This is a genomic window from Listeria monocytogenes (genome assembly GCF_013282665.1).
In the GTDB taxonomy this organism is placed as follows: domain Bacteria; phylum Bacillota; class Bacilli; order Lactobacillales; family Listeriaceae; genus Listeria; species Listeria monocytogenes_C.
The window spans coordinates 1,734,590-1,753,336 of sequence record NZ_CP054041.1; the positions used below are offsets into that span (position 1 = coordinate 1,734,590).

Sequence of the window (18,747 nt, forward strand, 5' to 3'; positions counted from 1 at the left end):
GTTATTTTACGAATTTAATACAAACTGGTTCAGGAACTTTTACGTCTTTTTGAAGTAATGTAAGTGCGCCAGTTTCTTTGTTAACACCAAATACGGTAACGTTATTGCTGTTTTCATTTGTTGCAACTAAGATTTCACCAGTGTAATTAAGGTCGAAGTCACGTGGACCGACGCCTTCCACAGGTGTTGTTGCTGCGAGTGTTAGTGTGCCATTTTCAGCAACTGCATAACTAACGATTGCATCTTGACCACGATTTGAAACATAGAGGAAACGACCATCTGGAGAAATATGGATTGCGCTACCTTTATTTTCTTTGTCAAAACCTTCTGGAAGGGAAGCAATTGTTTGAATCACATTTAACGCGCCAGTAGCTTCATCATATTCAGCAAAAATAACTTCAGAAGTTAATTCTGTCATGATGTATACATATTTAGCATTCGGATGGAAGACTAGGTTACGAGGACCGCTTCCAGGTTTTACGTCTAACTCAGTTACTTTTTCAAGTTTGCCAGCAGTAGCGGAATAAGTCGTTACTTTGTCTGTTCCAAGGTCACACGTGATAACATATTTTTGATCTGGTGTGAATCCTGCAAAGTGCGCGTGTGGTTTTTCTTGGCGTTCGTGAACACTTTTACCAGTATGTTGAATAGTGGAAACAGAAGCCTTTAATGCACCGTTTTCTGTTGGATAGCTTACGATTGTTCCTAAGTGATAGTTAGCAGATACAACGATAGAACCGTCATGAGATGCATCTACGTAACAAGGTGGGTTACCTGTTTGAACATCTTGATTAATGAAAGTAAGCGAACCGTCTTCTTTCACCGAAAAAGCTGCAACCCCCCCTTTATCGCCATCTTTTGCTACAGAATAAACGAATTTTTCGTCATCCGAAATTTTAAGATATGTTGGATTGTCCATTTTTCCAGCTAATTTATTTTCTTTGATTTCGCCGGTAGTTTTGTCGATTACTAAGCGATAGATACCTTGGCTTTCGGCTTTGGTATATGTACCGATATAAGCAGTTGCTTGATTTTTTGACATGCCAATTCCTCCTATATATAAGATATTTCCTAGTTAATTATAGCATAGTCAATAAAAGATGGAAAAATATCACGATTATTGCATTAATGTTACATTTTGTTATTAAAACAGCTTTTTTGGGTTTTGTGAAATAATTTTGTAACAAAAGTATTGACTTAGACATAAAAGTAATGTAAGATATACTTATCCCATAGAGATTGTCATTTGAAATAAGTTAATTGAAAATAAATTACTTCCCCCATAGAAATATTCTTAATTGCTTATTTCAAATAAACACTCCTTTAAGATAGTTGTAGCACAGAATTTCCCAGATTCTGTGCTATAATTATGTAGAAATAGAGATGCTCTGAAAAACGAGACTCTCTTTTTTTATGACCTCATAGAAAGTAGGATGAAAAAGTGTCCAGTCAAACAATTTTTGGAAATAGCAAATATAATTGGATTAATATCGATACGGATAATACAGAGAATCTAGCAGATTTTTACGAAAAATATCATATTGATGATGAAGTAATCGCCTATTCGATTGATAGAAATGAACGTGCGCATTTTGAATACGATCAAAAGTCCAATACTTTTGTCATTGTGTTTAATGTGCCGGATCAAAGAAAAATGGATAACCATTATGAGACGATTCCAATGGTTTTTATAATAAAAGATAATCAATTAATAACAATTACCAATAATGACAATCAATATATTACACGAAAAATGAAGCGCTATTTAAAAGAATCGGATGACGTAACTATTTTTCAATTTTTATTTAGTAGTTTGTATTTTATTATGGATGCTTTTTTTCCTTATGTGGAAGAAATGGATACGGATAGAAGAATGATTAATGACAAGTTGAAAATTAAAACGACGAAGAAAAATTTATTGTCATTATCTGATTTGGAAACAGGAATTGTTTATTTTGTTTCCGCATCTAAGCAAAACGCGGCTCTTTTGGAACAAATGAAAGCCCATATGATATACCGTGAGCTTAATGAAGTAGAAAAGGAACAATTTGAAGATGCTTTAATTGAAGCGAGGCAGCTAGTTGAAATGACGGGATTGAGTTCTCAAATCTTACAGCAATTGTCAGGTACTTATAATAATATTTTGAACAATAATTTGAATGATACGATGAAAATTTTAACAGCATTATCAATTTTATTGACGGTTCCTACTATTATTACGGGATTCTTTGGAATGAATATGCCACTTCCTTTAGAACATAATACTTTTGGCTGGATTGTGACAATCTTTATTAGTGTAATTCTGTGGTTCGGACTTTCCTTTATTTTACGAAAATTAATGAGATAATAAAAAAAGCCCTTCTTTCGGATTGAAAGAAAGGCTTTTTAAATTAAATAATACCTTGAGAAATCATTGTATCTGCCACTTTGAGGAATCCGGCGATATTTGCACCAATAACTAGGTTACCAGGTGCGCCATACTCGCTTGCAGCATTACTTGAATTTTTATAAATATCTTTCATGATATTTTGTAAATGCTCATCGACTGTTTGGAAAGTCCAGCTCATACGTGTGCTGTTTTGGGCCATTTCAAGTGCTGATACGGCAACACCACCAGCATTGGCAGCTTTCGCAGGACCGAATAGAACTTTATTTTCGTGGTAAATATCCACTGCATCAAGGGTGGAAGGCATGTTTGCGCCTTCTGCAACAGCGATAACACCATTTTTCACAAGTGCACGAGCTTGGTCGGCGTTGATTTCATTTTGAGTTGCACATGGTAGTGCAATATCACATGGAACGGACCATACGTCGCCGCCTGCGTAGTATTCTGCTGATGGGTGAATAGTTGTGTATTCGCTAATACGTTTACGTTCTACTTCTTTTAATTGTTTCACTGTTTCAACTTTGATACCTTCTTTGTCATAAACAAAACCAGCAGAATCGCTACATGCAACTACTTTAGCGCCCAATTCGTGTGCTTTTTCGATTGCATAAATCGCAACATTACCTGAACCAGAAACGACGATTTTTTTGCCGCGAATAGTTTCTCCAGCTGCTTCTAACATTTCAACTGTGAAATAAACAAGACCGTAACCAGTTGCTTCCGTACGAGCTAAACTTCCGCCGTAAGAAAGACCTTTGCCAGTAATCGTACCGGCATCATAAGCTCCGCGAAGACGTTTGTATTGACCGAATAAGTAGCCAATTTCACGACCACCAACACCGATATCACCAGCAGGAACATCTGTATCTGGACCGATATGTTTTTGTAGTTCAGTCATAAAACTTTGGCAAAAACGCATTACTTCTGAGTCTGATTTTCCTTTTGGATCAAAGTCAGAGCCACCTTTACCGCCACCGATGGGTAAGCCAGTTAGGGAGTTCTTGAAGATTTGTTCAAAACCGAGGAATTTGACGATGCTTCCTGTAACAGAAGGGTGGAAACGAAGACCACCTTTATATGGGCCAATTGCGCTATTGAACTGCACCCGATAACCGCGATTTACATGTACTTTACCAGAATCATCCACCCATGGAACTCGGAAACTGATAAGGCGTTCAGGTTCTGTTAACTGTTCTAAAATACCATTTGCTTCGTATTTAGGTTCTTTTGCAAGGGCTGGGATAACAGAGTTTAAGAATTCTTCAACTGCTTGGTGGAATTCCGTTTCGCCAGGATTCCGTTGTTTAATTGTTTCAAACACTCGAGTTGCGTAGTCTTCGGCTGCCTTTGTGTCATATTGGATAGTGGATGTTTGTGCCATACTATAATCGCTCCTTGTTTAAATATTTTGACTATAAGGAAAAGTAGAAAACCTGATACAAATACATACAATGTTATAAAGAAGAAAAACATTGGCTTGTGTGCGTTAAGTAGGTCAACTTTTCTTACCTATGTTGTTAGTTTACACATTGTTGAGAACATTTTCAAGCATAAAAATCAATTTTTCTGAAATTTTTTAAAATGTAGTCAATGAGAACGTTTGCTTACTTTTTTAGGAGGGGAAGACGGAGGTTGTCCTAAAAAAATAACCGCACCAGGGGGATGCGGTTAAGGGAGTATTAGGGAGAAATAATATTAAAGCGAGCCAAGGGATAAGACTAATTCGGATACTAGAATTATTGCTTTAACATTACCTGCTTTCTTTTGGGAAAAATAAAAGCTCTCCACGTAAACAAGTATATAAAAAATGGATGAAATAATCATGCGCTTTTTCTTACAATAATAATTCCTAAGGTTACGAAATTGTCATGTTTTTATAAATCGTTAATTTCTTTACGATCACGAGTGGTGCTCAACTTTCCTTCTCGATTTTGGAGCTCTGTTTGGATGGCTTCTAATGGAATATTCTTTTCAGCTAAGAGCACAAGTAAATGGTATGTTAAATCGGATACTTCAGCGATTAATTCTTGCTTATCATTTTTAGCGGCGATAACGACTTCGGTTGCTTCTTCGCCAACTTTTTTGAGGATTTTATCCAGTCCTTTATCAAACAGGTAATTCGTGTAGGAGCCTTCTTTTGGTTGTTCTTTACGTAGTTTAATTTCTTCATATAAGTCATTTAACATTTAAAAGTCCTCCTTTATAAGGTTGAAAAAGCAGCTTTTTTTGCCGGTGTGGCAGGCTGGGCCAATTTGGATTACACGGATAAGTAATGTGTCGTTATCGCAATCAGTCCAGATTTGTTTCACTTTTTGAGTATGTCCGCTTGTCGCGCCTTTATTCCAAAGTTCGTTTCTGGAGCGCGAAAAAAACCACGTGTAGCCAGTTTCAAGCGTTTTTTGGTAGCTTTCTTCATTCATATAAGCGAGCATTAAAACGTCGCCATTTCGATCGTCTAGGATAATAGTTGGGACAAGACCTTTAGAAAAATCTACAGAAATCATGGGCGGATATTCACTCCTTTTTCGAGTAAGGTTGTTTTGACATTTTGGATGCTTAGTTCGCCGTAGTGGAAAATACTTGCAGCGAGCGCGGCAGTTGCGTTTGTTTTTTCAAAAACCTCGACCATATGTGTGGCATTACCACAGCCACCTGAAGCGATGACTGGAACAGAAACGGCTTCTGATATTACTTTTGTGAGCGGGATATCGTAGCCGTTTTTGGTGCCATCACCGTCCATACTAGTTAGTAGAATTTCACCAGCACCGAGTTGGACTGCTTTTTTTGCCCATTTAATGGCATCGAGCCCCGTATCATTTCTGCCGCCACGAGTGAAGACACTCCAATTTGTCCCGTTCCATTTAGCATCGATTGCGACAACAATACACTGATTGCCGAATTTGTCGGCGCCTTCTTGGATGAGGTCGGGACGTTTGATAGCAGCGGAATTAAGTGAAATCTTGTCGGCGCCGGCTTGGAGAAGTTCTTTCATGTCAGAAACGCTACTTATTCCTCCGCCGACTGTGAGTGGGATAAAAACTTGTTCGGCAGTACGTTCCACAACATCTATCATTGTTTGACGTAGCTCCACTGTTGCGGTGATATCAAGGAAGACGAGTTCATCCGCGCCAGCTTCATTATAGGCTTTGGCAATTTCGACGGGATCACCTACATCGGCTAATGATACAAAATTAACGCCTTTGACGACTCGACCTGCTGTGACGTCTAGGCAAGGGATGATTCGTTTAGTAAGCAATTTGTTCCACCTCTACAATATCTGACATGGAAATTTGACGATTATAAAGTGCTTTTCCAGCGATTGCCCCGTATAAGCCGAGTTTTGCCAGTGCTTCTAAATCTGCGCGACTGCTCACTCCACCAGATGCAATTAAATTAACTTTAACGTGTTCTTTAAGATTAGCCATTTGTTCTAAATTAGGTCCAGTTAGTGTGCCATCACGGCTAATATCAGTGTAAATGATTGTCGCAACACCTACTTCTTCCATTTGTTTAGCTAAATCTAAATAGTTAACCTGGCTGACATCGAGCCAACCTCTTGTTGCGACAAAGCCGTTTTTGGCATCGATACCGGCTGCGATTTTAGCTCCATATTTTTGAACTGCAGCACGTAGGAAGTCTGGATCTGTTAGAGCAGCAGAACCGATAATCACACGATCAATACCTGATTCAAGGTAATAAGCTACTTGTGCCATACTACGAATTCCGCCACCAACTTGGACAGGTATCTTGGCTGTTGCTTTCATTTTTTGGATGACTTCTAGGTTGACGGGGCGTCCTTCTAATGCGCCGTCGAGGTCAACGATGTGTAGGTAAGTTGCGCCATCTGTTGCAAATGCTTTTGCTTGGGCAATCGGGTCTTCATTGACAACTGTTTTTTTAGAAAAGTCGCCTTGGAAAAGACGGACACATTGTCCATTTTTTAAATCTATTGCTGGGAAAATTTGCATGAATAAGTGACCTCCTTAAATCCTTTTAAAATTTCAAGACCGATTTGGCCGCTTTTTTCAGGATGGAACTGGGCGCCGTAAATATTGCCGTTATTTATCATGCCAGGAACTTCAATAGAATAGCCACTTGTTGCGATAATGTATTCTTCTGGGCAATTGGCGTAATAGGAGTGAACGTAATAAACGTATTCTCCATCAAGTTGTTTTGTAAGCGGGGTGGTACGTTTGATTTCTAGCTGATTCCAGCCCATGTGTGGAACGGCAAATTTGGGCTCTTCTGGTAATTTTTCGACATGACCGGGAATGAGACCGAGCCCATGAGTAAAGCTATGTTCGTTGCTTGATTCGAGTAAAAGTTGCATACCAAGGCATACGCCAAGAATTGGTTTACCAGTGGCGGCGATCTCTTTTAAAGTTTTATCCAGCCCGCGCCGAGTGAGTTCTTTCATAGCTTCAGGATAAGCGCCAACTCCTGGTAAAATAACGCCGTCAGCCTGTGAGATTTCTGTTGTATCACTAGAAATTTTATTTTGTAGTCCGATGAAATCAAGTGCTTTGCTGATGCTCTTCGTGTTTCCTGTATCATAGTCAATAATTACAATCATTTACAGGACCCCTTTAGTTGAATTTACGCCTTTGATTTCGGGATTAATCGTAATAGCTTCGCGAAGAGCACGACCGAATGCTTTAAAAAGTGCTTCGATTTTATGGTGTGTGTTTTTGCCATAAAGGACGCGAAGGTGGAGGTTCATTTCGGTATTAAAGGCGACTGCTTGGAAAAATTCTTCCACTAATTCTGTGTCAAAATCACCCAGTTTAGGGTTTGTGAGTTCAGCGTCAAAAACAAGATAAGAACGTCCACTTAAGTCTAGAGCACAAAAACCAAGTGATTCGTCCATTGGGACATAAGCGGAGCCGTAGCGATTAATGCTCGCTTTATCAGCAAGTGCTTCTTTTAAACAAAGTCCGAGTGTGATGCCGATGTCTTCTACGGTATGATGCGCATCGACATATGTATCGCCGTCTGCTTTTACGTTTAAAGTTATTCGGCTATGCTTGGCGAAAAGGGTGAGCATGTGATCCAAAAATCCGACTCCAGTAGAAATAGTTGATTCTGTTTGGGAATCTAGGTTAATGGAAAGTTCAATAGAAGTTTCTGCAGTAACACGGGTTTTAGTCGCTGTTCTCATTTAGTTTTCCTCCTCAAAACGAATTTGAATGGCTTTGGCATGGGCGTCTAGACCTTCTTTTTTGGCAAGTAAAACAATAGCATCTTTTTCTTTTGCGAGTGCTTCTTTTGTATAAGAAATAAAGGCAGAACGTTTCGTGAAATCTTCCACGCCGAGAGGAGAGAAAAATTTCGCGGTGCCACTTGTAGGTAAGACGTGATTTGGTCCGGCAAAATAGTCGCCAAGAGGTTCAGAGGCATAACTTCCTAAGAAAATTGAGCCGGCGTTTTTAATTTGATGGAGATAGTTCATTGGATTTTCAAGTTGTACTTCTAAGTGTTCAGGGGCGATTTCGTTCATGATATCGAACATTTCTTGTGTGGTTGCTGTGATAACGATTTTTCCTTGTGTTTCGATAGATTTATGAGCAATCGCTTTTCGAGGTAGATTTTCTAGCTGTTTGTCAATTTCATTTTGTGTTTCCTCGGCGATTTTTTTACTAGTTGTGATTAAGATAGCACGGGCTAAAATATCGTGCTCTGCTTGGGAGAGTAAGTCGGCGGCGATAAAAGCAGGATTGGCATTTTCATCTGCAAGCACAACAATTTCGGATGGACCAGCTATCATGTCGATATCGACTAAGCCGAACACTTCACGTTTGGCAGTGGCGACATAGACATTTCCAGGACCGACGATTTTAGCTACTTTAGGGATAGATTCAGTTCCGTAAGCAAGAGCTGCGATTCCATGTGCACCGCCAACTTGGTAAATTTCGTCCACACCAGCAAGTTGAGCCGCGACTAGGACGTGAGGATTAATACCGTTTTCGCCAGGAGGAGTAATCATTACGATTCGCTTTACTCCAGCAATTTTGGCGGGTAACACATTCATTAATACGGAGGATGGATAAGCTGCTGTACCACCGGGAACGTATACACCGACAGTTTCTAATGGGCGAATCAATTGTCCTCGAATGACGCCGTCTTTTTCGTTATCAAGGAAAGCATGTTGTTTTTGCTTGCTGTGGAAACTTTCAATATTCGCTTTAGCTTGTTGGAGTGCGTCTAGGAAGGCGGGGTCGACTTTTGCGCTTGCAGCTTGGATGTCAGCGGCTGGAACGCGGAGTTCGGTGAGCCCTACGCCGTCAAACTTGGATGTGAAGTCAAATAGGGCTTGGTCACCAGCTGTTTTTACTTTTTCAATAATCGTTTTTACTTCGGTTTCCACTTGGATGGAAGTGTTCGTATCGTTTTCTGTTTTGAGCTTGTTTAATAGATCCTTTACAGTTCCGGTTAAAATTTTCATTCGATGCGTTCCTCCTTTATCGCTTGTTCTAATTGATCGATTAATTGGAAAATTTGCGTTTTGTTCTGTTTTAAGGAAGCTTTATTGACAATCAGACGAGCAGAGATTGGATACATTTTTTCATAAATAAGTAAGCCGTTTTCTTTTAAAGTGGAGCCAGTTTCGACGATATCGATGATGGCATCAGCAAGACCAAGCACTGGAGCAATCTCGACGGATCCTTCGATTTTGATAATTTCTACATCTTCGCCTTTTTCCCGGAAAAATTTGGAAGCAACAGTTGGATACTTCGTTGCGATGATTTTTCGTCGATAACTGCTCGGGTCAAAGTCAGGTGTAGAAGCAAGGCAGAACTGGCATTTACCGATTTCAAGGTCGAGCATTTCGTAATGGGATTTAGATGCTTCCATTAAAACGTCTTTACCAACGATGCCAATATCCGCAACCCCGTGCTTTACATAAGTCATGACATCGACCGCTTTTACTAAAATAAAAGAGATTGGTTGAGTGCTACTATGAAAAATTAGTTTGCGCTTTTTATCTGTCATAGAAGAACAGTCAATCCCCGCTTTTTCCAAAAGTGCCACTGCGTCTTTCTCCAGTCGACCTTTTGTTAGAGCGATTTTGAGAGCTTTCATAAGTCTGCCTCCCTTTGAAAAATAGTTTGGATGCCTTGGCTCGAGACGTGAACGACTTCGGGAATATGCCATTTTTTTGCAAAAGAGATGGCGTTTGATGCTGTTTCAAAAAAACTTAATTCACTATTTGGTGTGTCGCGCATGAATTTTTCTGCTTGTTGGAGTGCCTCAAGTTCGTAGTGGATCAAAAGTGTTGTTGGTGTTTGTTTTTTGATGATGCCAGCGCGGTTTTGTAGAGTTGTGAGGGAGTCGAGATTAAGAGCCAAACCAACTGCTGGGGAGGAAGAGCTGGTGAATTGTTCTAGTAGGTGATCGTAACGGCCGCCGCTTAAAAAATTATCAGCAGCAAGGTCAGCGTATCCTCTAAAAATTATACCTGTATAATAATGAAAATCTTGTACGAGTCCTAAATCGACACTAATATCTGCTGTGTAAGAAACAGCTTCCACAATTGTTTCCATTTCGTGCAGTGCCGTTAAAATTCCTTTGTCGGTTGTTAAATTTTTTGCTTGGTTTAAAATAGCTGTCGCTGGGCCAAATAATCTTGGTATGGCTAGAATAAAATCGTCAAGCGTACTTGGATTACCTGCAACAAATCGTTTAATACCAGTTAAGCTTTTATTTTGAATTAGTTGGCGAAAATCAATTTCAGCTGTTTCGGAGAGATTTAAAAGTTGGATAACACGCCGATAAATTGCCGCATGTCCGAGTTCAATTTGAAAATTCGGAATTTCTAGAGCATTTAAAACCCCAATTCCACTTAAAATACATTCAATCTCTGCTTTAATCGAAGGATAGCCAATGATTTCGATTCCAGCTTGCGTTTGTTCGTTTTGTTCGCCACCAAAATCTTCATTGGCACGGAAAATTTTTCCGCTATAAGAAAGTTTTAGAGGGAGCGTCACACCAGTTGTACTTACAACTCGACCAATTGGAAGGGTCATGTCCGGACGTAGAACTGTCAAACGACCTTTTTCGTCAAAGAAACGGTATAACTTCGCATCGGCTTGATGTTCAGAAGAAAAGACATCTTCAAACTCGATAACAGGTGTTTCAATACGTTTAAATCCACGTTTTTCAAAATAATGATTCACTTGTTGCTCAATTTTGTATGCAGCTTGTGCTTCACGAAAGAGTTTATCACGTGTTCCAGTTGGTAAGTTCTTATTTAAGTTCATCTGGTTAGCTCCTTTACAATATTTTAGTTTATTAGCATATTAGCACGTTAAAGTCTTTTTGTAAATAATGAATAGAAAAATAGTTGCTTATGGTATAATTAGTGTACCATTTAGAGCACTTAGGGAAAAGAATTTTGAAAGAGGGTTGAATATGAAAAGAGACGGGCATACGCACACAGAATTTTGTCCACATGGTACGCATGATGACGTGGAAGAAATGGTTTTAAAAGCGATTGAACTGGATTTTGATGAGTATTCTATAGTAGAGCACGCGCCACTTTCGAGCGAATTTATGAAAAATACAGCTGGAGACAAAGAAGCTGTAACAACGGCTAGTATGGCAATGAGTGATCTCCCTTATTATTTTAAGAAAATGAACCATATAAAGAAAAAATATGCGAGTGATTTATTAATACATATCGGGTTTGAAGTGGATTATTTAATTGGTTATGAGGATTTTACGCGGGATTTTTTGAATGAGTATGGACCGCAAACGGATGATGGTGTGTTGTCGCTGCATTTTTTAGAGGGGCAAGGCGGTTTTCGTTCGATTGATTTTTCTGCGGAGGATTATAATGCAGGAATTGTACAATTTTATGGCGGGTTTGAACAAGCGCAACTTGCTTATTTAGAAGGTGTGATACAGTCAATTGAAGCGGATTTAGGAGCTTTTAAACCGCAGAGAATTGGGCATATTTCATTGTGTCAGAAGTTTCAGCAATTCTTTGGGGCGGATACAAGCGATTTTTCTGAGGAAGTAATGGAGAAATTTCAGTCGATTCTTGCTTTAGTGAAAAAACGAGACTATGAGCTTGATTTTAATACGGCAGGACTGTTTAAGCCACTTTGCGAGGAGACATATCCACCAAAGAAAATAGTGACATTAGCCAGAGAGTTACAGATTCCGTTTGTTTATGGTTCTGACTCGCACGGCGTTCAAGATATTGGGCGCGGTTATAAAACTTATTGCCAAAAATGATTTTTCATTTTGACGTGGCCATTCTCTTTAAATGTCACACCTTCGGATAAAAGGAGTTCGCGCTGTTCTTCCCAGCCCGGGACTAGTCGACCAGCTGCATTGACGACACGATGGCAAGGCGTAATTTGGTCACGTTTCGAATGTTTCAGCGTAGCGCCTACGAGTCTGGCGTTTTTTGGAAAGCCAATCATATAAGCGATTTGGCCATATGTAGTCACTTTACCGCGCGGAATTTGGCGCACGACTGTATAAACACGATCTTCAAAATCTGCTGGAATCATTACGTACCTCCATTTGTTCATAATAAATTTAGTATACAGGAAATACCTATTTTATAAAAGTTAGGATGATAAAGAAATGCCAGATTTTTCATACGCAAAAATTACAAAACTCGTGGTCCATTTTGCTGGAAATAAAGCGAGAGAAGAAGGAACAGAAGTATCAGCGAATGTGCTCGCTGATATTGGTTCGGAAATGAACCAAACACTAGCTTCGATTTTCTTAGAGCCATTTAAAAAAGATGAATATTATCAGTTTACGCATGAAACAGATTTGGATTTTAATGAAGTTCGTACGTTTGCTTCGAATATGTTTGTCGCGGAGGAAGAGTTTCTGGACGAATCCAAGAAGATTTTAGAGCATTTATATAGCGAAACTACCCACCCGAATATTAAGAGTGGTGATGTCTGGATTTTCTTTATTGAGGGCTGCGTTGTCGATGGTGATTTCACGAACGGAATCGGGATTTTTAAAGTCGAAAACAAAGAAGTCTTTCTTAAAAATGATTTCAACGGAAGAGAATTTCAAATTGGCTATGATAAAGGGATTACCGGAACGGACTTAGATAAAGGGTGCTTGATTTTCAATGTGGATCATGACACGGGAAATAAAGTGTTGATTTTAGACCGGCTTAACCGCGGCGATTCGGTGTATTGGAAAGATAAGTTCTTGAGCATTGACAAAATAACCGATGAGAAATTTTACACGGAAGGCTTTGTGGAAGTTTGTACGGATTATATTAAACAACGTGAGGAGTCGCTGCTTGATAAATCTAATTTTGTAAAAGCGACATCGGAATATTTAGCAGGAGAAGAGACGTTGAATATTGCTGAATTTGCCCGTACGACAATTGAAAAACCGGAAGAGATTACTGAATTTAACACGATGGTGGATACATTTGAACGAGAAAATAATGTCCGTTTTCCAGAAACATTCCAATTAGATGAAGAAAAGCGCGAAAAACTATCGAAAAAAATACGTAAAACGATTAAACTTGGCAAAAATATTTCGGTTGTTGTGAAAGATTTAGAACAGCTGGAAGAAACTGATTTTGTACAAGGATATGACGAGGAAAAAGGCAAAAACTACATGATTGTGTATTATGATTAAACGAAAAAACCGAGGATGCAGAATCCCCGGTTTTTTTGCTGTCTAAACGACGAACATAAAGTACAGTATAAACAATACCATCATCACGTACATAATTGGATGCACTTCTTTATAGCGTCCTTTAAGTACCATGGTGATTGGATAGAAAATGAAACCAATCGCGATACCAGTAGCAATAGAGAAAGTAAGTACCATCATTAAAATAACGAAAAAGGACGGAACTGCTACTTCAAATTTAGTCCAATCAATATGAGCAACATTTCCAATCATTAAAATTCCAACGATAACAAGTGCTGGCGTCGTAACTGCACTCGTAATCACGCCTAGAAGTGGCGAGAAGAAAAGAGATAGCGAGAAACAGATGGCAACTACAACCGCAGTTAAACCTGTCCGCCCCCCAACCGCAACTCCCGCAGTAGATTCTACATAAGAAGTAGTTGTTGAAGTTCCGAAAATCGCACCAAAAACAGTTGCCAGCGAGTCAGAAAATAGTGAACGACCTGCACGCGGAATTTTGTTATCTTTTACAAATCCAGCTTGAGTCGCAACCGCAACAAGTGTCCCGGCAGTATCAAAGAAATCAATGAAGAAAAATGTCAAAATAACAATCAACATTTGCGGAGTAAAAATATCAGGCAAATGAATAATAGCTTGCCCAAAAGTTGGTGCCATACTCGGTACAGAAGAAACAACTTGAGTTGGCACGTCGATTAATCCAAACAACATTCCAGCAATAGCGGTTGTTGCCATTCCAAGGAAAATCGCACCTTTCCAACCAATTGTCATGTAAGCAACAGTAACAATAATCCCGAAAACAGCTAGTAACACTGGACCAGAATGTAAGTCACCAAGCGCTACAATAGTAGATTCATTTGGCACAATAATTCCAGCATTTTTAAGCCCTAAAAAGGCGATAAAAAACCCAATCCCTGCTCCAACTGCGAATTTTAATTCCGTTGGGATTGCATTAACGATTTTTTCACGAAGTCCAGAAATGGTTAGACAAATAAATACTAAGCCAGAAACGAGAACACCAGCCAGCGCTGTTTGCCAAGGAATTCCCCACTGCGCACAAACGGTATAAGCGAAAAATGCATTTAGTCCCATACCTGGCGCAAGCCCGATCGGGTAATTAGCGATTAGCCCCATTGCAAGTGATCCTACAACAGAAGCTAGAATCGTTGCCACAAAAACAGCTTTTAATTCCATTCCAGTTGTTGCAAGCATAGATGGGTTGACGAAAAGTACATAAGCCATCGATAAGAAAGTCGTTAGCCCCGCGAGTATTTCTGTCCGAACAGTCGTCTTGTTCTCGCGTAGTTTGAAAAATTTATCCATTAAAAAAATCCTCCCTATTTATGTTGTCGCACATAACGGAAAGAGCCTAGGTAAAAAAGGGAATAATAAATAAAAATAGCAAAAAAATCCCTATTAAATTTTACAATAGCTCGTAGCCTGGCATTTTACGGTTGCCTGGTAGAAACGAACGGTCCATATTACCGAACTTATACGACTCTATTATTGTAGCGGATTAGCCGATTTTTGGCAATACGTGTAAGAAATAAAAATAAAAAACGAACTTTTAAATAAATAAGTTTATACTTTTAAATAAATAAGGTATAATAAAAGCAAATAATAGTTGGAGGTAGAAAAATGACTTATAAATTTCCAGAGAATTTTTGGTGGGGAAGTGCGGCGTCCGGCCCACAAACAGAAGGCGCAGCAAATGTAGATGGTAGAAAGCCGAGTATTTGGGATCACTGGTACAAAATCGAACCAGGTCGTTTCTTTAATGATGTTGGTCCTACGAATACATCTAATTTTTACTATCAATATAAAGAAGATATTGCATTAATGAAACAAACAGGGCATAATTCTTTCCGTACTTCGATTCAGTGGTCACGCCTTATTCCAGATGGTATCGGCGAAGTGAATCCGAAAGCAGTAGATTTTTACAATCGTGTAATTGATGAAATGCTTGCAAATGACGTCGAACCATTTATGAATTTGTATCATTTTGATATGCCAATGTCGATGCAAGAAAAAGGCGGTTTTGAAAGCCGTGAAGTAGTGGACGCGTATGCAACTTTTGCAAAAACTTGTTTTGAATTATTCGGGGATCGTGTGAAACACTGGTTTACTTTTAATGAACCAATTGTTCCAGTTGAAGCTGGCTATTTATACGATATGCACTATCCGAATGTGGTTGATTTTAAACGTGCGACTCAGGTTGCTTACCACACTACTTTGGCGCATGCGCTTGCTGTGAAAGAATTCCACGCACTTGAAATTCCAGAAGGCCAAATTGGTATTATTTTAAACTTAACGCCGTCTTATCCAAGAAGCCAAAATCCGGCAGATTTAAAAGCGGCTCATATTGCGGATTTAATTTTCAACCGTAGTTTCCTTGATCCGGTTACAAAAGGGGAATTCCCGGCTGATCTTGTAGAAATTATTCGCGAACATGATGCGCTTCCAGAATATACCGAAGAAGATTTGGCGATAATTAAAAACAACATTATTGATATTTTGGGTGTGAACTACTACCAACCGCGCCGTGTGAAAGCGAAAGAATACGCAGCTCACCCGGATGCGCCATTTATGCCAGAACATCTTTTTGATAACTATGAAATGCCATACCGCAAAATGAATCCATATCGTGGTTGGGAAATTTTTGAAAGAGCGATTTATGATATTGCGATTAATCTGCGTGATAACTACGATAATATTCCATTCTTCATTTCTGAAAATGGTATGGGTGTAGAAGGCGAAAGTCGCTACCGTAATGCAGATGGAATGATTGAAGACACATACCGAATCGATTTCATTAAGAGTCACTTGAAATGGCTTCATAAAGCAATGGAAGAAGGCGCTAATTGTCACGGTTATCACCTTTGGACGTTCATGGACTGCTGGAGCTGGGCGAATGCTTACAAAAACCGTTACGGCTTAGTTGAAGTCGATTTGGACAATGATTTCAAACGTACTGTAAAAGCATCTGGTCATTGGTATAAAGAACTTGCAGAAAACAATGGTTTTGAAGACTAAATGTGATAAAATAAAAGTATTATGTGTAAAGAGGTGAACTTCCGTGGCTCAGAACCAGACGAAATATAGCTTTATTGCTGAAGAAATCCGCAAAAGAATTATGAATCACGCCTATCCGCTTAATCAACCTATTCCTGATGAGATAACTTTGGCGAAAGAGTTTGATTGCAGTCGAATGACAATGAAAAAAGCGCTTGAAGTACTTGTGCTTGAAGGCTTACTATATCGTAAACGCGGGCATGGTACTTTCATTATCAAATCGGCGCTGGACGCGGACCGTTTACAAATTCATAATCAAGAGGTAAACGGCTTCACTAAACTTTTGGACGGCAAGAAAGTTATTAGTAAAGTAATCGAGTTTAAAGTCATCTTTCCAACTGAAGAAATTGCAGAACGTCTTCATATCGAAATGGAAACGCCAATCTATGACATTCTTCGTGTCCGACTAGTGAAAGATGAACCTTATGTACTTGAACACACGTATATGCCAGTTGGGGTTATCCCAGGCATCAATCAGCAAATTTTAGAAGGGTCAATTTATTCATATATTCAAGACGATTTGAACCTGAAAATTGCTAGTTCGTACAAACAAATTCGCGCGGATAAAGCAACACTGCTTGATCAGCAATATCTCGACTGTGCTTCTGATGACCCGGTTGTCGAAGTAGAACAAACCGTGTATTTAAACAACGGTCTCGCGTTTGAGTTTTCCAGATCGCGCCACCGTTATGATAAATTTGTGTTTACTACAGTGAATATAGCTAGACGATAAAATAAAAAGAAGCTAGAAAAAGTGAGAAATCATTTTATCTAGCTTCTTTTTTGAATATCAAAGCAGTTTAGGTGATTATTAGGTTCAATTCTATACAAAAAAATGGATTGATTCACAAAAAAGACATATTTATACACTTGATAATAATTTAAGATTCTTATATAATATTTAGCCCAATTCTGTATAGATTTTAAATATAGTTTTACTGTTTAGGCTATATGGAACTGTGGAAAGAAATAATATTACTCCTAGTATAAGATGATTTAAATAGTTTAAAGAAATCATTTTTGTTCACGAAAAAAACATATTTTAAGTTATTGATAATGTTTTTTGCCTAATATATAATTGTTGAGCTCAATTAAGTGCTAGTGTAGTTTTCCTTTTGACAGGGAGAGCGAGCAGTTAAAAGGAGAAATTAGTTATATGAGGAGGGATAGTACTATGAAGAAAAAATACTTTCTTTGCGTATTCGCAGTAATACTATTTTTCACAGGTTTTCTTTTTGGAAATTCACCGGTGAATGCTGCTGAAATTGATAGAAGCAATGTCACGTATCATTACATTGATATCAGCACATTAACAGAAACGCAAAAAAATAGTATTATCAAAGGAAATCCAAACGAGACACTTACAAATGATTATGAAAACTATTCTTTTGTATACCAAAAAAACACATCAGGATCAACTACAAATACAGATAATACTTCTGACAATAATAAAAATCAAAATGGGACACTATTAAAAGCTGGAGATATTGGTCCAAATATTTATTTAATCATCCTAGGGTTTATTTTATTAGGAAGTGGTATTGGACTGCTTACATTGAAAAAAAGACACGCCAAACAGCTGCTAGTATTTCTTCTTGTCCTTGGCGGTAGTAGTTTGTTAGTTGGGTCGATTGTTCAAGCAACAGAAAATAGTAACATAAAAACCCAAGAATCTCAAACAGTCGCAAAAGGAACGAAAGAATCGAAACAACCTGAATCAATTAAAGGGTATACGTATGTAGGATATATACATACAAGTAAAAATAATACAACTCCCGTAGTTGAAAAAGGGACTGTAGCTGTAAACTATCAAGATGAACAAGGAAATTCACTGGCGACTAGTGAAACACTCGAAGGCGACATTGGCCAACCATATCAGACTGTAACGAAAAATATTGAGGGATACCAATTAAAAGAAGTAAACGGGAATATAACAGGAACTTTTACAGAGAAAGCGCAAGTTGTTACTTATGTTTATCAAAAAGTGCCTGTAGCTACTGTAACTGTTAAATACCTCGATCAAGATGGAAAACAAATCCATGATCCGCAAACAATTAGTGGTAATATTGGCGAACCATATGATGTTTCAACAGATAAATACAAATTACAAATTGATAGATACACATTAGATACAACGAAACTGCCAAACAATGCAAATGGTACTTTCACTAATCAATCTACAGAAGTAACCTATATCTATACGAAAGAAGCGCAAGATGTTAAAATAACAATTAAATTTGTTGATAGCAATGGAGATCCATTTGTTTTAACGGATTTAACAACCTATAAAAACGGCGATTTAGTACCTGTTTATCCTAATTTAGATCAATATCATATGAGACTAAATTACAATCAACAAATTTATAATCAAGGAGAAGCAGTGCCTGATATTGTTATTCCAGCTAAAGAAGGAGAAACATATTCGTTACCAGAAAGAATGACCTTTAATATACTGGATGATCAAGGGAAACAAATCCCCTATGTTATTTCGCAAAATGCTGACTTCAGTAGTACCGGGATTGAAAGATGGGAAAACTACAAAATTATACCAGCCAATCGCGAAGGAACACTGACTAGTGAAGATGTGGTGGTTACGTACCAGATACTTATTTATGGGTTTATGATTCCTGAGCCATAAGTAAATCAAA

At 38.5% G+C, this 18,747-nt stretch carries 19 protein-coding genes and 1 riboswitch; of the genes, 6 read left to right on the top strand and 13 right to left on the bottom strand.

Annotated elements, in window-relative coordinates:
• Nucleotide 1: 1 nt before the first annotated feature.
• Entirely contained in the window at nucleotides 2–1,042 is a 1,041-nt protein-coding gene (locus tag HRK21_RS08695; RefSeq protein WP_069888152.1) for a lactonase family protein, read from the bottom strand.
• Nucleotides 1,043–1,441: 399 nt separating this feature from the next.
• Between HRK21_RS08695 and HRK21_RS08700 the strand changes: the two genes are divergently transcribed.
• Complete coding sequence (locus tag HRK21_RS08700; protein ID WP_070006345.1) at nucleotides 1,442–2,347, top strand: magnesium transporter CorA family protein; 906 nt, start codon at nucleotides 1,442–1,444, stop codon at nucleotides 2,345–2,347.
• Between the two features lie 43 nt (nucleotides 2,348–2,390).
• On the opposite strand, the gene gdhA is transcribed toward HRK21_RS08700, so the two are convergent.
• The 10 genes from gdhA to HRK21_RS08750 form a co-directional block, all read right to left on the bottom strand.
• On the bottom strand, nucleotides 2,391–3,767 hold the full coding sequence (gene gdhA / locus HRK21_RS08705; RefSeq protein WP_070006344.1) for an NADP-specific glutamate dehydrogenase: 1,377 nt from the start codon (nucleotides 3,765–3,767) through the stop codon (nucleotides 2,391–2,393).
• 493 nt (nucleotides 3,768–4,260) lie between these two features.
• The gene (gene hisE / locus HRK21_RS08710; protein WP_070006343.1) at nucleotides 4,261–4,572 is read right to left on the bottom strand and encodes a phosphoribosyl-ATP diphosphatase; all 312 of its coding nucleotides are present in this window, start codon (nucleotides 4,570–4,572) and stop codon (nucleotides 4,261–4,263) included.
• Nucleotides 4,573–4,890 carry a phosphoribosyl-AMP cyclohydrolase gene (hisI, locus tag HRK21_RS08715; protein ID WP_070006342.1) on the bottom strand — a complete coding sequence of 106 codons (318 nt, stop codon included), beginning with the start codon at nucleotides 4,888–4,890 and terminating at the stop codon, nucleotides 4,573–4,575.
• Nucleotides 4,887–5,642 carry an imidazole glycerol phosphate synthase subunit HisF gene (hisF, locus tag HRK21_RS08720; protein ID WP_070006341.1) on the bottom strand — a complete coding sequence of 252 codons (756 nt, stop codon included), beginning with the start codon at nucleotides 5,640–5,642 and terminating at the stop codon, nucleotides 4,887–4,889. The genes hisI and hisF overlap by 4 nt, the downstream gene beginning before the upstream one ends.
• Nucleotides 5,632–6,354: a 1-(5-phosphoribosyl)-5-[(5-phosphoribosylamino)methylideneamino]imidazole-4-carboxamide isomerase gene (gene hisA / locus HRK21_RS08725; protein ID WP_069888158.1), complete on the bottom strand. Its 723-nt coding sequence runs from the start codon at nucleotides 6,352–6,354 to the stop codon at nucleotides 5,632–5,634. The genes hisF and hisA overlap by 11 nt, the downstream gene beginning before the upstream one ends.
• The gene (hisH, locus tag HRK21_RS08730; RefSeq protein WP_069888159.1) at nucleotides 6,333–6,959 is read right to left on the bottom strand and encodes an imidazole glycerol phosphate synthase subunit HisH; all 627 of its coding nucleotides are present in this window, start codon (nucleotides 6,957–6,959) and stop codon (nucleotides 6,333–6,335) included. The genes hisA and hisH overlap by 22 nt, the downstream gene beginning before the upstream one ends.
• Entirely contained in the window at nucleotides 6,960–7,544 is a 585-nt protein-coding gene (hisB, locus tag HRK21_RS08735; protein ID WP_003738253.1) for an imidazoleglycerol-phosphate dehydratase HisB, read from the bottom strand.
• Entirely contained in the window at nucleotides 7,545–8,828 is a 1,284-nt protein-coding gene (hisD, locus tag HRK21_RS08740; RefSeq protein ID WP_070006340.1) for a histidinol dehydrogenase, read from the bottom strand. It lies immediately after the preceding gene.
• A complete protein-coding gene (gene hisG, locus HRK21_RS08745; RefSeq protein ID WP_003729309.1) occupies nucleotides 8,825–9,466 on the bottom strand; it encodes an ATP phosphoribosyltransferase in 642 nt (213 codons plus the stop codon). The genes hisD and hisG overlap by 4 nt, the downstream gene beginning before the upstream one ends.
• A complete protein-coding gene (locus HRK21_RS08750; protein ID WP_069888162.1) occupies nucleotides 9,463–10,644 on the bottom strand; it encodes an ATP phosphoribosyltransferase regulatory subunit in 1,182 nt (393 codons plus the stop codon). The genes hisG and HRK21_RS08750 overlap by 4 nt, the downstream gene beginning before the upstream one ends.
• Nucleotides 10,645–10,795: 151 nt before the next feature.
• Between HRK21_RS08750 and hisJ the strand changes: the two genes are divergently transcribed.
• The gene (hisJ, locus tag HRK21_RS08755; RefSeq protein WP_070006339.1) at nucleotides 10,796–11,623 is read left to right on the top strand and encodes a histidinol-phosphatase HisJ; all 828 of its coding nucleotides are present in this window, start codon (nucleotides 10,796–10,798) and stop codon (nucleotides 11,621–11,623) included.
• On the opposite strand, the gene HRK21_RS08760 is transcribed toward hisJ, so the two are convergent.
• Complete coding sequence (locus tag HRK21_RS08760; RefSeq protein ID WP_070006338.1) at nucleotides 11,608–11,904, bottom strand: MGMT family protein; 297 nt, start codon at nucleotides 11,902–11,904, stop codon at nucleotides 11,608–11,610. The genes hisJ and HRK21_RS08760 overlap by 16 nt on opposite strands.
• A 76-nt stretch (nucleotides 11,905–11,980) precedes the next feature.
• Here HRK21_RS08760 and HRK21_RS08765 point away from each other — a divergent pair, with 76 nt between their 5' ends.
• Nucleotides 11,981–13,012, top strand: coding sequence for a nucleoid-associated protein (locus tag HRK21_RS08765; RefSeq protein ID WP_070006337.1), 1,032 nt, complete (start codon nucleotides 11,981–11,983; stop codon nucleotides 13,010–13,012).
• 42 nt (nucleotides 13,013–13,054) lie between these two features.
• Here the strand turns inward: HRK21_RS08765 and HRK21_RS08770 are convergent, their stop codons facing one another.
• Nucleotides 13,055–14,350, bottom strand: a complete 1,296-nt coding sequence (locus HRK21_RS08770) for an NCS2 family permease (protein ID WP_070006336.1) — start codon at nucleotides 14,348–14,350, stop codon at nucleotides 13,055–13,057.
• A gap of 93 nt (nucleotides 14,351–14,443) precedes the next feature.
• A riboswitch (purine riboswitch) is annotated at nucleotides 14,444–14,545 on the bottom strand.
• Between the two features lie 120 nt (nucleotides 14,546–14,665).
• On the opposite strand from HRK21_RS08770, the gene gmuD reads away from it, so the two are divergent.
• The 3 genes from gmuD (at nucleotide 14,666) to HRK21_RS08785 (ending at nucleotide 18,737) form a co-directional block, all read left to right on the top strand.
• Nucleotides 14,666–16,060: a 6-phospho-beta-glucosidase GmuD gene (gene gmuD / locus HRK21_RS08775; RefSeq protein ID WP_070006335.1), complete on the top strand. Its 1,395-nt coding sequence runs from the start codon at nucleotides 14,666–14,668 to the stop codon at nucleotides 16,058–16,060.
• 43 nt (nucleotides 16,061–16,103) lie between these two features.
• Nucleotides 16,104–16,832: a GntR family transcriptional regulator gene (locus HRK21_RS08780; RefSeq protein WP_003738260.1), complete on the top strand. Its 729-nt coding sequence runs from the start codon at nucleotides 16,104–16,106 to the stop codon at nucleotides 16,830–16,832.
• 441 nt (nucleotides 16,833–17,273) lie between these two features.
• Nucleotides 17,274–18,737 (top strand): MucBP domain-containing protein, encoded by a 1,464-nt coding sequence (locus HRK21_RS08785; RefSeq protein ID WP_070006334.1) that lies wholly within the window; start codon nucleotides 17,274–17,276, stop codon nucleotides 18,735–18,737.
• Nucleotides 18,738–18,747: the final 10 nt, after the last annotated feature.